13 protein-coding genes are annotated in these 14,313 nt (G+C 29.4%); 8 read left to right on the plus strand and 5 right to left on the minus strand.

Annotated elements, in window-relative coordinates:
* The first annotated feature begins 36 nt into the window (after positions 1 to 36).
* Positions 37 to 1,086, plus strand: coding sequence for an ATP-binding cassette domain-containing protein (locus tag Mjas_RS07750; protein WP_421077591.1), 1,050 nt, complete (start codon positions 37 to 39; stop codon positions 1,084 to 1,086).
* A 189-nt stretch (positions 1,087 to 1,275) separates the two neighbouring features.
* Here the strand turns inward: Mjas_RS07750 and Mjas_RS07755 are convergent, their stop codons facing one another.
* The gene (locus tag Mjas_RS07755; protein WP_421077592.1) at positions 1,276 to 1,437 is read right to left on the minus strand and encodes a hypothetical protein; all 162 of its coding nucleotides are present in this window, start codon (positions 1,435 to 1,437) and stop codon (positions 1,276 to 1,278) included.
* A 210-nt stretch (positions 1,438 to 1,647) separates the two neighbouring features.
* Between Mjas_RS07755 and Mjas_RS07760 the strand changes: the two genes are divergently transcribed.
* Both Mjas_RS07760 and bioF read left to right on the plus strand, forming a co-directional pair.
* Positions 1,648 to 2,355, plus strand: coding sequence for a 6-carboxyhexanoate--CoA ligase (locus Mjas_RS07760; RefSeq protein ID WP_421077593.1), 708 nt, complete (start codon positions 1,648 to 1,650; stop codon positions 2,353 to 2,355).
* A gap of 12 nt (positions 2,356 to 2,367) precedes the next feature.
* Positions 2,368 to 3,486 (plus strand): 8-amino-7-oxononanoate synthase, encoded by a 1,119-nt coding sequence (bioF, locus tag Mjas_RS07765; protein ID WP_421077594.1) that lies wholly within the window; start codon positions 2,368 to 2,370, stop codon positions 3,484 to 3,486.
* Here the strand turns inward: bioF and Mjas_RS07770 are convergent.
* Complete coding sequence (locus Mjas_RS07770; RefSeq protein WP_421077595.1) at positions 3,467 to 3,595, minus strand: hypothetical protein; 129 nt, start codon at positions 3,593 to 3,595, stop codon at positions 3,467 to 3,469. The two genes, bioF and Mjas_RS07770, sit on opposite strands and share 20 nt — an antisense overlap.
* An 843-nt stretch (positions 3,596 to 4,438) precedes the next feature.
* On the opposite strand from Mjas_RS07770, the gene Mjas_RS07775 reads away from it, so the two are divergent.
* From Mjas_RS07775 to bioD, 3 genes are read left to right on the plus strand one after another with little or no spacing between them, the layout of a single operon-like run.
* On the plus strand, positions 4,439 to 6,523 hold the full coding sequence (locus tag Mjas_RS07775) for a KAP family P-loop NTPase fold protein (RefSeq protein WP_421077596.1): 2,085 nt from the start codon (positions 4,439 to 4,441) through the stop codon (positions 6,521 to 6,523).
* Between the two features lie 46 nt (positions 6,524 to 6,569).
* Positions 6,570 to 6,698 (plus strand): hypothetical protein, encoded by a 129-nt coding sequence (locus tag Mjas_RS07780; protein WP_421077597.1) that lies wholly within the window; start codon positions 6,570 to 6,572, stop codon positions 6,696 to 6,698.
* A 58-nt stretch (positions 6,699 to 6,756) separates the two neighbouring features.
* A complete protein-coding gene (bioD, locus tag Mjas_RS07785) occupies positions 6,757 to 7,398 on the plus strand; it encodes a dethiobiotin synthase (protein WP_421077598.1) in 642 nt (213 codons plus the stop codon).
* A gap of 3 nt (positions 7,399 to 7,401) precedes the next feature.
* Here the strand turns inward: bioD and Mjas_RS07790 are convergent, their stop codons facing one another.
* Genes Mjas_RS07790 through Mjas_RS07800 form a run of 3 tightly spaced genes read right to left on the minus strand, consistent with a single transcriptional unit; the run spans position 7,402 to position 9,518 of the window.
* Positions 7,402 to 8,232 (minus strand): vWA domain-containing protein, encoded by an 831-nt coding sequence (locus Mjas_RS07790; RefSeq protein WP_421077599.1) that lies wholly within the window; start codon positions 8,230 to 8,232, stop codon positions 7,402 to 7,404.
* A complete protein-coding gene (locus Mjas_RS07795) occupies positions 8,208 to 8,417 on the minus strand; it encodes a hypothetical protein (RefSeq protein WP_421077600.1) in 210 nt (69 codons plus the stop codon). The genes Mjas_RS07790 and Mjas_RS07795 overlap by 25 nt, the downstream gene beginning before the upstream one ends.
* Positions 8,418 to 9,518: an ATP-binding protein gene (locus Mjas_RS07800; RefSeq protein WP_421077601.1), complete on the minus strand. Its 1,101-nt coding sequence runs from the start codon at positions 9,516 to 9,518 to the stop codon at positions 8,418 to 8,420.
* A gap of 202 nt (positions 9,519 to 9,720) precedes the next feature.
* Here Mjas_RS07800 and cobN point away from each other — a divergent pair, with 202 nt between their 5' ends.
* Complete coding sequence (cobN, locus tag Mjas_RS07805; RefSeq protein ID WP_421077602.1) at positions 9,721 to 13,464, plus strand: cobaltochelatase subunit CobN; 3,744 nt, start codon at positions 9,721 to 9,723, stop codon at positions 13,462 to 13,464.
* A 134-nt stretch (positions 13,465 to 13,598) separates the two neighbouring features.
* Positions 13,599 to 14,300 (plus strand): 7-cyano-7-deazaguanine synthase QueC, encoded by a 702-nt coding sequence (gene queC / locus Mjas_RS07810; protein ID WP_421077603.1) that lies wholly within the window; start codon positions 13,599 to 13,601, stop codon positions 14,298 to 14,300.
* Positions 14,301 to 14,313 lie beyond the last annotated feature (13 nt).

Genomic DNA, 14,313 nt, shown 5'->3' on the forward strand with positions numbered 1-14,313 from the left:
CTTTTTCATTGGCTTTAATCCAAATCGAGGGATATTATGCTTGAAATTAAAAATTTAAAAAAGAAATTGAATAATTTTACATTGGAAATTAATAATCTTAAAATAGAAAATAATGATTACTTTGTATTTCTTGGATTAAGTGGAAGTGGGAAAACTACACTTTTAGAAATAATAGCAGGATTTAGAAAGGCGGATGAGGGGAAATTAATTCTTAACGGTGAAGATATTACTAAAAAGCCCATCAATGAAAGGAAAATTGTAATGTGCAATGGAAGGTATCTTTTTCCCCATTTAACAGTAAAGGAAAATATAGGATTCGGCATAATAAAAGAAAAAAACAATAAAAAGATAGAAAAAATTAAAAACATCTGTAAAATATTAAAAATAGAGCATCTATTGAATAGATATCCAAAAAATCTCAGTATGGGGGAACAACAACGAGTCGCCTTAGCAATGGCACTTGTTCTAGAACCTGAAATAATTCTCCTTGATGAGCCCCTGAGCTCCCTTGATAGATTGATACATGAAAAATTATTATATGAGCTCCGGGAAATATACAATAATTCAAATATAACATTTATCCATGTCACTCATGATTTTAACGAGGCAATAGCCCTTGCAAAACACATGGCAATTATAAGAAATGGAAAAATTGAACAGATGGGGACTGTTGATGAAATACTGAAAAAACCGAAGAATAAATTTATAGCAGAATTCACAGGGGTGAGGAATTTATTAAATGGAAGCATTAGGGAAGAAAATGGGAAATACATATTCAGCAATGGAAAAATAGATATTCATATAGATTATGAATGTCAATGTGGCGGAGCTCTGATAGGAATAAGACCCGAAGACATAATGATAATAAGCCATTGTAAATGTAATTATAGAAACGAAAATATATACTCTGGAAAAATCGTTGAAATATTTCCTTCCAGTTTATGCACCTATCGAGTAATATTAAATGTTAATGGTTTAAATTTAAATTGTGAAGTGGTTAAGTGCAAAGCTGATAAAATGCAACTCAAAAAAGACTCTGATGTAAATTTCTGCATAACTACTGCAATACCTATAAAGGAACTCTGATTTATTTTTTAGGTCATTAAGTTTGTCATTATAAATCATTACAAATTTCAACAATCAGCCAAAACACAATGGCGGTAAAAACAGCAACACAACAATTAATTAATAATTAGATACTTACTTACATGGCAATTTTGGTATTATCCTAATTAACCAATAAGGCAATTCTTCCGTTTTTATATATTACATTATTTACAACAATATTGATGCTATTGTCAATATACCAACCACATAAGCAAGTATCTCTACTGTTTTGTCCCCCCTGTATGGTCTTTTCAAATCATTTGAGAACTCTTCAATTTCTTTCAATCTTTCATCATTTTTCACTGGGTGTATGTTTAATTTTACGTTCATAATATCACCTTTTTTTAATTTATTTATTTCTCCTTGATTATAGTAGTGTAAAAACTAATATATATACTTTTTTGCTCATGATAAATCATGACAATTGTTTTTAATGAAAAATAATGACAAATAGGGCTTTTTTAATATAATGATTAATCATGATAAATTGAAATAATATATAAATAATGTGAAAATAATAAATGGATGAATGGTGATAATATGTTCAGCATAAAAATGAGGGCGTCAAAAAAGGGAAATCATATATCGGGAGCTGAAACCATTGTGGATGATGAAAAATATATAGAGCTCACCACAAATGAATTTATAAAAAGGGCATTATCCCATGAAAACGGAGCTCCGGATTTTATAAATATAAAGATTGAAAGAATCAATAAAAACGAGATAACATATATCAACCATTTGCCGATAAAAACCATAAACTGCAAAAATAAAGAGGAAGCAAGGGAAATAGCAAAGGACATATTAAAAAATGAAGGAATAAACGATGATTTAATAAAAAAGGCATTTAAAATAATTGATAAAGGAGGAATGAGGGGAGCTTCTATTTTAAATTTAAAGGGGGAAAGGTTAGAACCAGACAAAGAAAGGGGCGTAAGAGTTAAAAACATCTCCACAACAAAGGAATTAAAAGAAAAAATTTTAAAAAACAATATTGGAACAGATAGAACAGTTGATGCCATAGCAATTGCATCTAAGGTAATAAGTTTAGGTGTGATTGCTGAGCTCTGCACATCGGATAATAAATCATACACCACAGGATATATAGCCACAAAGGACGGGTATTTTAGAATTACCAATTTAAAAAGGGGAAATGAAAAGGGCGGAAGGGTATTTTTTGTTAAAAATGATGTAAATATCGATGATTTGATTTATAAATTGGAAAATAAACCATATATTGTTAAATAAAAAGGGATTCTTATGTTCAAAAGAGAGCTTCAAAAGGAAATTGAAAATATAAAAAATAACAATTTATACAGATTTTTAAGAAAAAAAGACAATACCAATAATATTTTAGATTTCTCTTCAAATGATTATTTATGCCTTTCAAAGCATCCAGAAGTAATAGATGCCGTAAAGGATGGTTTAAAATACGGATTTGGTTCAACGGGCTCACGACTAACATCAGGAGATATAAATCATCAAATATTGGAGGAAAAGATAGCAGAGTTTAAGGGAACTGAGGGAGCTCTGGTATATTCCACAGGTTATGCTACAAATGTTGGGGTAATAAGTTCTTTATGTAAAAAGGGAGATTTGATTTTAAGCGATAAATTGAACCATGCTTCAATAATAGATGGTTGTAGATTGAGTAAATCGGATGTTCTAATTTATAACCACTGCGATGTAAATCATTTAAGGGATTTGATTGAAGAAAATGGAAACAATTATAATAATTTATTTATTATTACGGATGGAGTTTTCTCTATGGATGGGGATATTGCCCCATTGGATAAATTAAAAAAGATTGCCGACGAATACAATGGAATATTAATAATAGATGATGCCCACGGCACAGGGGTTTTAGGGAATGGAAGGGGAACCTTAAAACATTTTAATTTAAAACCATCGGACAATATAATCCAAATAGGCACATTATCAAAGGCAGTTGGTGGATTGGGGGGTTTTGTATGTGGGATTGAGGAATTAATTGAATATCTTATAAACACATCTCGGAGTTTTATATATTCCACATCACTTCCACCTTGTGTGGTGAGTGGATGTATTAAAAGTTTAGAGCTCATGGAAAGAGGGGACTTAACTAAAAAATTACAAAAAAACATCAAAACAGCAAATAAGATTTTTAAGGAATACAACTTCATAAAAGAAGATAACCTAACACCCATTTATCCACTTATTTTTAAAGAAAAAACTATGGAAATTTCTGAAAATTTGATAAAGAACAATATCTTTTGTGTTGGGATTAGATATCCAACTGTTCCAAAGGGCTTGGAGAGGTTGAGGGTAAGTATAAATATAGGGCATAGTGAGGGGGATTTTGGGGTTTTATGCGAATGTATTAAAAAAGTTTTAAATTAAAATTTTTTTCTTCTTTCCATGCTTCTTCCCTTGCTTTTTCAAAGTCCTTTAAATCATCTTTTGTTAAATCCAATTCTTTAACTAATTTTTCTAATAATATTTTTTTCAATAATCGTTCCCTTTTTTGTAATTGTTTTAATATCTTCAATTGAAAGATTTTTAATATTTTCAGTTTCAATTGGCATAATTCCACCGAAATTTTAATATAATTATTTTTTATTAAACATTGGTATTAATGTAAATATATAAATATATGTTATAGCGAGGGGATTTTAGGTTTTGTGAGAAAATAAATTTAAATAATAATGTATAAAAAATAATATTTATTCTCAAAATTTGGGGTGGTAATATAGTATTTAATTTTATTAAAAGTATTTTGGAAAGATACGGGTTTTTTAGAATTTTTTTAGGACTATTGGGAGCATTATTTTTTATATTAACAATATATGGATTAGATGTATTGAATATAGTAAATCAATTGGTGGGAATTATATTGAAGTATTGGGATGAAATATCAAGATTATGCATTGGTTTTTTAACCATTGCAATTATACTCAATTATTTAAAATCAGTTAATACAATATTTAATAGTAGAGCTCATCTAAAGAATATGGATACAATAAAATCTTCTGAAGATGTGAGCGATAAATTAGATAAATTAGACTATAAATATAGATACTCAACATCAATTTACTGTTTTCTCAATGTTTTTTTATATGTATTATTTTATTCGATGAATTTACCAATTTCTAATTATATTATGTTATTCTTAATTAGTATATCGGTGATATTTCTAGTATTTCTACTACCGAGGTTTGGATTTTATAAATATGTTAAAATCTCTAAACTTATTTCCTTTTTAGTTTTTATAGGGATTGCAGGAGTTTTAATAAAATATTCTCAATATTTATTCGCATCTGATATTTTACTAGCTTTTTGTTATCTTGGAGGTTTGGTTATAGCAATTGCATATTATTGGAATAATTTAATTTATGAGTCCGGTAAATTTCATTGTGTTATTCAATTCCTATTAAGAATGTTTAATAATATATATTATTTTAATCCATTTAAAGATTATGTTATTGAAAACTACAACCATTGTAAAGATGAAGATATAGAAGTAAATGATAAAACGGATTGTTTTGGAACATTAAATAAAATAAATATGATTGAAGAAGGATTTAAAAATAAAATTCTACATAATCATAAAATTATAGCATTATATGGAAATTGGGGTAGTGGTAAAAGTAGTATAATTAGAACATTAATCGAAAAATTTGATGAATCTCGAAATTTTGATGAAAATGCTGAAATTAAAAGATTATGGGAATCGTTTAAAGATTTTATTCATATATTTAGACCTTCAATAGAAAAACATGAATCTATCTTGTGCATTAAATTTGACGCTTGGGAATATGAAAATGAAGAAAATATATCTTATGCCTTATTGTGCCATATCGTTAATGAATTGGAAAAAAATGCAGACGTTAAGTTTGGAATTAGAGCTATAAAAAATGAAGTTTTAAAATCGGGTGCAGTAGTTTTAAAATCTGTTGGTGTTAGTGTAGAACATTTTAATTTTAATTTTAATTTTGAATGCGATAGCGAAGAAAAATATAAGGAAGTAGAAAATTTAAAAAATGGGCTTAATAAAATTTCTGAGATACTTAGCGAAAATAATAAACGGCTTATAGTTTTTATTGATGAGCTCGACAGATGCGAAAGGGAGAATATTTTAAAATTTTTATCATCTCTTAAATTATTTTTTACCAGTGGAGGTAATATAAATTACATTTGTGCAGTGGATAAAGAAGCAGTAGCAGAAGCACTTGAACATAAATACAACGATGGAAAAAAAGCGGAGGAATATTTGGAAAAAATTTTTAATTTTTCATTTAACATGCCTAAAAAATTTAATAATGTGGAGAAATTTATTAGACAATATGAATATTTTAATAATGATGAAATTGCTGAAAAACTTGCAAAATTCTTTGAAGCAATTAATTTTACAATCCCAAGGCATTTAAAGAAGGTTTTAAATAAATACAATTATTTAGTTAAAATCAAAACATCAAACAAAATAGATAAGGATTTAAAAAATTTAATTCCTGATATAATAAGATATCCTCACATGATGCAAATATCTAAAATAACACTTTCAGAATATCATTATTATATTAAAAAAAATAAACAATTATATAATGAGTATATATTTGATACAATTTTTGTTTTATATTTTATAATTATTTATGAATTTTATTATAAAAAATATTTGGAAATAAGTAATATTGATGATAAATTAAATAATTATGCACAATATTTTAAAAACATTGGATGGGATGAATTAAATAATAGCAATCTTCATAATAAACCACAAAAAGCAATTATAGAACAAATATTAAAAAAATATATAGATAGTAATGAATTTAATAAATCTTTTTACAATTTGTTTGAAAAATATGATGCATTTAAACCATATAATAATGAGGAATTTGTGTTTAATCTATACGATGAAAATAAAACATACAATGAACTTGAAAAATTATGGTATAAAAATAAAGAACTACTAAAATTAATAAATATATTTACGCCAATGATTAATAATAAAAAAGGTGAATATGGTATTTATGATATATCATTAAAAAAAATAATTCCACCAATTGATAACTGGGAGTATGTGGATGATGAATTTTTAGAATCTCCTGATTATATAAGTAATTTTACTATTGATAGTAGTATGCAGTCATATCGTTATAAATGTATATCAGATTTCGATGCATATTCATATAATATGGATGATATGAAAGAAACAGAAATCAACAGTATGGTATATGATATGAGCAAAGATGCAATAATTTCAAATCTAAATAAATATATTGAACAATTTGAATACAAAAACAATGAAATTCTTATAGATTTTTGTAAATATTTAATATCTAATGAATTCTTTGAAATAATTGAAAAAGAAAAAAGAACATATAAAAACGATAATTATAACTTTAAAACATTATTTGAGATGGTGGAAACACTACTTTAATTTTTAAAAAATTACCATAAGGTAAATATAAATATTCGGCGATAGTATGAGCTCACCAATATTAAAACGAATTTCAAAAATGCCCGAAGAGATTCCCGAAGACAGAGGATTTAATGAAATTACAAAAGAAGAGCTGGAAAATAATTATAAAAAACTTAAAAATAAAGATTTTTAGGGAACAGAAGAAGAATTATTTGAATTATTGGAAAACTAAAAATTAAAAAAGTGATACCATGCTATTCATCACAGGAACAGATACAGGAGTTGGCAAAACTTATGTTTCATCCATTTTAGGAAATATTTTAAAAGAAAAAGGCGTTAATGTCGGGTATATGAAACCAATAGAATCAGGAGGAGTAGAGGACACAACAACCTTAAAAAATACACTAAATTTAAAGGACAGTTTAAATACAATAAATCCAATAAACTTAAAAAATCCACTATCCCCAAATATTGCCTTTGAGGTTGAAAATTACAATATATCACTGGATGAAATAAAAAATAAAATAAAAAACTCCTTCAATATCCTAAAAAATAAATACGATTTCTTAATTGTCGAAGGAGCTGGCGGAGTTTGCGTTCCAATAAAGGATAATTTTTTAATGTCTGATTTAATAAAATTCTTAGAGCTCCCCACAGTAGTGGTCTCACGACCTAACTTAGGAACTATAAACCATACGATTTTAACAGTGGAGCATTTGAGAAATAAAGGTATAGATGTTAAAGGAGTTGTCATAAACTGCATAACAAACTTGGATGAAGTTTTATACTATGAAAAAACCTTTGAAACTATTGAAAAATGTGGAAATGTGGATATAATCGGAATTGTTAAAAATAAAGAGGAATATGAAATTGATTTCAAGAGAATATTATAATAATTAATTAATTGCCTTCAATATACTTTCAGAAGATAAATCATCTATTTTGTAGTATTTAAATCCATATTTTTTAGCAATATTTTCCCCAATTCCTATTTTTACGAATGATTTTGGTTCAGTGTCTATCAGTATAACATTTATCTCATCCTCTGCGAGTTTTTCGCAAATCTCATAAACCTCAGTTATATAATCCTCCTTCATGGCAACATTTGGCTTGAAATCACTTATAAATACAACTACTGGAATAATATTTGGGTTTTTTCTCATGCTGTTTTTAATCACTTCATAAGATTTTAAAAATGCCTTTGAAAGTGGGGTTTTTCCACCAGTTGGGGTCTCCCTTAAACATTTCTCTGCGAGCTCGACAGAGGATGTGAATGGTAGGAGGAGCTCCGCACTATCCTTCCTAAATGTAATCATAGATACTTTGTTTCTCTTTTGGTAGGCATCCATTAGGAGGGATAAAACCGCCCCTTTTGCAGCTTCCATTCTTTTCATAGCACCCATGGAACCGCTTGCATCCACACTGAAAAGTATATTTGTTGAAATTTTTTTCTCCCTTACCTTTTCCCTTAAATCCTCCTTTTTAAGATATAATGCTACATTCTCATTGTTGGATTTTTCCCTTCTCTCTTTTTGATATAATGCACTTGCCCTTAGGGTAGCATCAAATGCTATATCATTTGGTTTTCCCCTTGGAATCCTGTATTTTATATACCTCCCTTTTTTACTTATACTTTTCACATGCCTTCCGCTTGAATATCTGCTTATGCTGTCTTTGAGCTGTATTTTTACTATATTGGGATTTATATTTCCATTGGCGTTAAACATCTGTTCTTGACTGTTGCCGTTGCCGTTATCGTCGTTATCGTCGTTATTATCGCCATTGGTGTTTTGGTCATTTTTATTGTTTTCATTTTCTGGACTATCTTCTTTATCATCATGTTCATCTTTTTCTCCTTCCCGTTCCTCATGTCCTTCATTGTTATCATTGTCGTGTTCAGCGTCATTTCCATTTAGTTTTTTTTTAAATCATTGTTGTTGTTTTCTTTTTCATCCTTATTCTCATTTTGATTATCGTCATTATTACTGTTATTATTATTTTCTTCAAAATTGTTTATCATTTCCTCTATTTTCTCATTGTTTAATTGTGGTGGTTCAAATGGTTTTCTTCTCATCCTATGGGGCAATGCCAAATCACATGCTTCCTTGATATCATCGCTATTAACATAATCCCTTCCATTAAATGAAGCTATGGTTTTTGCAGTCCTTGCCACAGTTATATCTGCCCTATTTGTGGGAATATTTAATTCTATACAAATTCTTGAAATTAATTCTAATAAATCATCACTAATTTTTACATCATCTAAAATTTTCCTTGCATTTTCTATCTTTTCCCTTAATTTAATCTGTTCTTCTTCATACCGACTATAAACTTCATTTGGATTTTTGTTAAACTCCTCAACTCTCTTAATTACCTCAACTCTCTGTTTAACATCATTCAGTCCTTCCACATCAACCATTAAACCAAATCTATCCAATATCTGAGGTCGGAGCTCCCCCTCCTCTGGATTCATTGTTCCAACTAAAATAAATTTAGACGGATGTTTAACCTTTATACCTTCTCTTTCAATGGTATTCCATCCCATAGCCGCCGCATCCAAAAGAATATCAACAATATGGTCATCCAATAAATTTACTTCATCGATATATAGTATATTTCGGTTTGCATCCGCCAATATTCCCGGTTCCAGTGCCTTTACACCTTCTTTTATCGCCTTTTCTATATCCAGCGTTCCAATTACCCTATCCTCTGTGCTTCCTATTGGCAAATCAACAACCTTCATTTTTCTTTTAGTGGTTTTTAATGTTCCCTTCTCACTGTTTTCTTTACATATATCGCACATATCGCCCCTTGGATTGCAGTTAAAAGGACAGTTCTCCACAACTTCAATTTCTGGTAGGAGCTCCGCCAATGCCCTAACTGCTGTGGATTTCGCTGTTCCTTTTTCTCCTCTAATCAAAACACCGCCTATTTTTGGATTAATTGCGTTTAAAATCAATGCTTTTTTCATTTTTTCCTGCCCAACTATTGCCGTAAATGGAAATGCCGTCATGAAATTACCTCTTTTTAAATTTTAACTATTATTATTAAACTCAATTTAATTATATCACAATTATACTTTAATTGTATATATTTATATCTTTCTTTTTAATTCTTCATTATTAATCATTATAATAATAACAACCTATATATAATATTAACCATTATTTTTTAATATTATTATAATAATTATATTAATATATTATGGTGAAAGTATGAAAAGTAGTAAAAGAAGTATTACTAAATATAAAAAGCAGGATGTTTCAATGACTATAATAATGTGGGCATCATACTGCTCAATAATGAATAATGCCTATGAATCATTGAAAAAAGAACTTAAACATAAATACAATATCAACCTTAATTTAAATATTTACTCCACAAGGGACATATCTGATAAATTAGACGAGTTTTTAAATGATGCAAAAAAATCCGATATTGTTTTTATGTATAGGACTTCATCCGATGAGTTTTATGACAATATAGAATTGAATTTTAAAAATTTAGTAATTACCGGTCAAGACCCAACATATTGGAATTCTAAATTATCCTCAAAAGCTTATTTATACACAGCTTATGGAGGCATTGAAAACTTTAAAAATTTAATACTATATTTATTGGCGAATAGTAGTAATATTGGTAGTAATAGTAATAATAGTGGTAATTTTGGGGAAATAGATTACAATGAACCAGTAAAACTTCCATTTCAGGGAATATATTTAAAAAATGAATCCTCCGATAAAGGAACAGTTTATGAAAAATTAGATGATTTCTTAAAAAACGGTAAGTTTGATAAGGAAAATACCATTGGTGTTTTATTTTCAAGGCACTATCTTGTAAATAATGATATGGAAGTTATAAATGAGTTAATAAATAAATTAAGCAGATATTTCAATGTCGTTCCAGTATTTACCTATGGGGCAAAGGATGAAGATTTAGGTGCATTAGGGAGTGGAGAGAGTGTTTTAAAATATTTCTTTAAGGATAATGTCCCCATAATCGATGCACTGGTTAATTTATTATCATTTCCATTGGGGACAGTTAAGGATAAACACACATTGAAGAAAATAACAGGCATTGAAATATTAAAGAAATTAAATGTTCCAGTTTTCCACCCAATAATGAGTTATTATAAATCCTACGATGAATGGAAAAATGATATTCAAGGGTTATCCTCTGAAATTGGATGGAACATTGCATTACCTGAATTTGAGGGAGTTATTGAACCAATAATCATAGGAACTACTGAAAAAAATAGGAGTTTGGAGAAAAAAAAGTCCATTGAAGATAGAATCGACAAGGTTGTTAATAGAATAAAAAGATGGATTGATTTAAAAAATAAGCATAAGAAAGATAGAAAAGTAATATTTATACTACATAATGCCGCATGTGCTTCTGTTGAGGCAACAGTTGGAAGTGCCGCACATTTAGACACATTTCAGAGTTTAATAAACATTATGAACAGAATGAAGGAGGAAGGCTACTATATTGAAAATATTCCAAAAAATGGGGACGAACTGGCAAAGATGATTTTAGATAAAAAGGCAATATCGGAATTTAGATGGACAACGGTAAATGAAATAGCTTCTAAGGGGGGAGCTCTACATCTAATGGATGAAACGGAATATATGGATTATTTCAATACCATTCCTGAAAGCGTTAAAAATAAGATATTGGATACATGGGGGGATTTGAATGGAAAGGACATTCCTGCATCTATGGTTTATAAGGATGAGAACAATAAAAATAAAATTGTAATCACTGGTTTGAAATTTGGAAATATATACATCTGCGTTCAACCAAAAAGAGGGTGTGCTGGTGCAAGATGCGATGGAAATGTATGTAAAATACTTCACGACCCCGAATGCCCACCAACTCATCAATATATTGCATCCTACAAATATTTTAATGAAATTGGAGATGTAATTGTCCATGTGGGAACCCATGGAAGTTTGGAGTTTTTACCTGGAAAAAATGTCGGATTATCCAATGAATGCTATCCAGATATATGTATAAACGATACTCCACATCTCTATATCTACAATTCAGATAATCCACCAGAGGGAACCACTGCAAAGAGAAGGAGCTATGCAACATTAATTGACCACATGCAAACAGTTATGGTTGATGCATTTTATAAAGAGTTGGAAACTCTGGATAATCATGTTAATGAATATTTAAAGGAAATGGATATATCAAGGAGACATCAATTGGAGCATTTAATCGTTGAGGAGGTTAAAAAAACCAATTTATTAAAAATTAAGGAAAAGATTGAAGATATTGAAAAGGACAGTAATAAATCCATTCATGGTAATTTTGATGAAATATTTGATGATTTAAGAAATACCTTGGAAATGATAAAAACATCTAAATGCAACGATGGAATGCATATATTTGGTGAGCTCCCGCAGGGGGATAAAAGAATTGAGTTTATAAATGCAATCTTGGAGTTTGATTATAAAAACAAAAATCTAAAAGATATCTCACTTAGGGAGAGTATAAAAAAAGTGTTAAATAATGAAGATGAAAATATAAGGGATAAAAATTTAAAAGAAAGAATAATTGACCTAAATAAAAAAATAGATGATTCAAAAGAGATAGAAAGCCTTTTAAATGGATTTGATGCAAAATATATTGAACCTGGACCATCTGGATTAATTACGAGAGGGAGGGACGATATTTTACCAACTGGAAGGAATTTTTATTCATTAGACCCATACAAAGTTCCAACAAAGGCAAGTTATAGAATTGGAGTTTTACTTGCTGAGAAACTTATAAGTAAATATTTAGAAGAAGAAGGCAATTATCCAGAAAATGTAGCCATGTATTGGATGTGTTCTGATATTATGTGGGCAGATGGGGAGGGGATGGCTCAAATACTGCATCTATTGGGAACAAAACCAAAATGGAAAAATGGTAAAGTTGTTGGAGTTGAAATAATCCCATTGAAAGAATTAAAAAGACCAAGAATTGATATAACATTAAGGGTAAGTGGAATTTTAAGGGATAATTTCCCAAACTGTATGGAAATTGTTGATGAGGCAGTTTCAAAGGTTGCAAAGCTTGATGAACCCAATGAAATGAATTTTGTTAAAAAGCATGTGATAGAAGGTTTAAATAATGGATTATCATTCAGGGAGGCGACATATAGAATATTCTCTTCAAAACCTGGAACCTATGGAAACGGTGTTAAATACGCAGTATATGCAAGTGCATGGGAAAATGAAGAGGATTTAAAAGATGCGTTCATGTTTTGGAATTCTTATGCCTACGGAAAGGGCGTTTATGGAGATAATGCAAAAAAATCATTTGAAAATATATTAAAAAGTGTAGATTTGACATTTAATAAAACTGTAAGCGATGAATACGATTTATTTGGATGTTGCTGTTATTTTGGAACACATGGTGGATTGACAAATGCCGCAAGGGTTATTTCAAAAAAGGACGTTAAAGCATACTATGGAGACACAAGAAATCCAAATAATGTGGAAATGAGGACTTTAAATGAAGAGATTGAAAGGGTCTCACTGTCAAAACTATTAAATCCTAAATGGATTGAAGGCATGAAAAAGCACGGCTATAAAGGAGCAGGGGATATATCAAAAAGAGTTGGAAGGATATTTGGTTGGAGTGCAACAACAAAAGAAGTTGATAACTGGATTTTTGATGAAATATACAATACATATGTGAAAAATGAAGAAAACAAAGAATTTTTTAGAAAAAATAATCCTTATGCTCTTGAAGAAATTGGAAGAAGATTGTTGGAGGCATATCAAAGAGGACTTTGGAAAACTGATGAAAATAATATCGAAGATTTAAAAAGAATATATATGGAGATTGAAGGAGATATTGAAGATACTTATGGAGATATTGATATTGGAGAGTTTCAAGGAGGTAGCATCGATATCGATATGATTTGGAAGGAAAAATTAAAGGCAAATTATTATGCACGATTTTAAATCATTTTAAATCATTTTTTAATTATATATAAATATTAGTGGATATAAATTACATAAATTAACTAAAATAAATAGTATTAATATTTAAGTTAGCAATCCTTAGAATTTGCTTAAATAATTAAAAGGGTAATATCATGAAAGCAGTATGTGTTTTAAGCGGTGGTTTAGATTCCGTTGTATCTATGATGGTAGCAAAAAAAGAAACATCAGAATTATATGCCATAACATTTGACTACGGTCAAAGGGCAGTATTGAGAGAAATAAACGCTTCAAAAAAGATATCTGAAATATTAGGGGCTGAACACAAAGTTATCAAACTCCCATTCGTAAAAGAATTTAGTAAAAGTGCCTTAACCATGGGTCAGGATGTTCCCACTATGAAAGAGGAGGAGCTCGACAACATAGAAAGGGCTACTGAGACAATGAAATCTGTATGGGTTCCAGCAAGAAATATGATTTTATTTTCAATAGCATCAGGATTTGCGGAGTTCGTAGGGGCTGATGAAATATACGCGGGATTAAACAAAGAAGAAGGCGTGACCTTTCCAGATAACACCGTAGAGTTTATGGAAAGGTTCAACAGTGCGTTGGAATATGGAACCTTAAACAAGGTTAAAATGAGAGCTCCACTATATGAATTAACCAAAACCGAAATTGTTAAACTTGGTAAGAAGCTTGAAGAGGAACTTGGTTTAGAGGTTTTAAAATACAGTTATTCATGCTACCACGATAACGGGGAAGATTTTTTGCACTGCGGAACATGTGAAAGTTGCATGAGGAGAAAGAGGGCATTTAAAGAAGCTGGTGTTGAAGACCCTACAAAATATATAGAATAAGAAAATAAATATT

The organism is Methanothermococcus jasoni, from assembly GCF_049075655.1.
GTDB lineage: Archaea > AGJL01 > Methanococci > Methanococcales > Methanococcaceae > Methanofervidicoccus.